Origin of the sequence: Actinosynnema sp. NPDC091369, from assembly GCF_044757065.1 — a bacterium.
Lineage (GTDB): Bacteria > Actinomycetota > Actinomycetes > Mycobacteriales > Pseudonocardiaceae > Actinosynnema.
In genome coordinates this window covers 1-1319 of sequence record NZ_JBIVUG010000039.1, presented here as the reverse complement: position 1 = coordinate 1319, position 1319 = coordinate 1, and the positions used below count along the sequence as shown (strand labels likewise).

General features: G+C 68.4%; 1 protein-coding gene. It reads right to left on the bottom strand.

The window, feature by feature from the left end; translation table 11 throughout:
- Positions 1-30 precede the first annotated feature (30 nt).
- Positions 31-1244 (bottom strand): IS3 family transposase gene (locus ACIQMJ_RS40870; protein ID WP_499766395.1). Its coding sequence is split into 2 segments (ribosomal slippage): positions 31-947 and positions 947-1244, totalling 1215 coding nucleotides; the frame shifts between segments, so codons are not numbered across the junction.
- Positions 1245-1319: the final 75 nt, after the last annotated feature.

Genomic DNA, 1319 nt, shown 5'->3' with positions numbered 1-1319 from the left:
GGGACTTCACCCCGGATGTTGGACACGGGGTTATGCGGCTGAGGTCAGCGTAGCCGGTGTCGGGGTGAGGGTGTTCTCGTAGTCGATCGGGGATGTCTGGCCGAGGTGGGAGTGGCGTCGTCGGGTGTTGTAGCGGTGCGCCCAGCCGAACACCGCCAGGCGTGCTTCCCTTGCACTGCCCCAACTCTGAGCGCCTTGGAGGGTTTCGCGTTTGAAGGAGGCGTTGAGGCTTTCGGCGGCGGCGTTGTCCGCGGAGCTGCCGACCGCGCCCATGGACCGGGTCACTCCGGCGGCGCGGCATGCCTCGGCGAAGGCCCTGGCACCGTATTGCGCTCCGTGGTCGCTGTGGAAGATCGCCCCGGCCAGGCTGCCCCGTGTCCGCTCGGCCGTGTGCAGGGCGTCGAGGACCAGGTCGACGCGCATGTGGTCGGCCACGGCCCAGCCGACCAGGCGACGTGAGCACAGGTCCATCACCGTGGCCAGGTAGAGGAACGTGCCGTCGGCGATCGGCAGATAGGTTATGTCGCCGACGTAGCGGGTGTTGGGGGTGTCGGCGGTGAAGTCGCGTCCGAGCAGGTCGGGTGCCTTGACCGCCGCCGGGTCGGCGACGGTGGTGCGGTGCCGGCGGCGCAACCGCAGACCGGCCAGGCCGATCCCGCGCATGACCCGGGCGACGCGCTTGTGGTTGACCACCTGCCCCATGTCGTGCAGTTCGGCGGTGATCCGCGGGACGCCGTAGGTGCCCGCCGACTCGCGGTGGATCACCCGGATACGGGCCGCCAGGCGCACGTCGTCGGCGACGCGAGCGGCTCGATCGCGCGCGGTGGCCTTCCAGTGGTAGTAGCTGGACCGGGCGATACCGATGACCTGGCACAACCGCTTCACGCCATGGTGGCGCCGATGATCGTCAACGAACTGGAAGCGGTTCACCAGCGCGTCTCGCCCGCGAAATACTTGGCCGCCTTGCGCAGAATGTCGCGTTCTTCCTCCAGTTCGCGGACCCGTCTGCGCAGTGCGGCGTTCTCGTCCTCCTGCGAGCCCTGTGCCGCCGCGACGACCGGTGTCCTCCCGGTCGTCGCGGACGATTCGGAGCGCTGTGCGTCGTCGAGCCGGATCCAGTTGCGCAGCGTCTCGTGGTTGACCCCGAGATCCTGGGCCACCGACTTGATCGTCGCACCGGGTCGGGACCGGTAGAGCGCGACCGCCTCGGCCCGGAACTCGGGCGGATAGTGCTTCATCACCATCTGAACGGGACTCCTGTCCACCCGGATCGTCAGGATCCAAGTGTGTCTGGTGTCCAACATCCAGGGTCAAGTCCC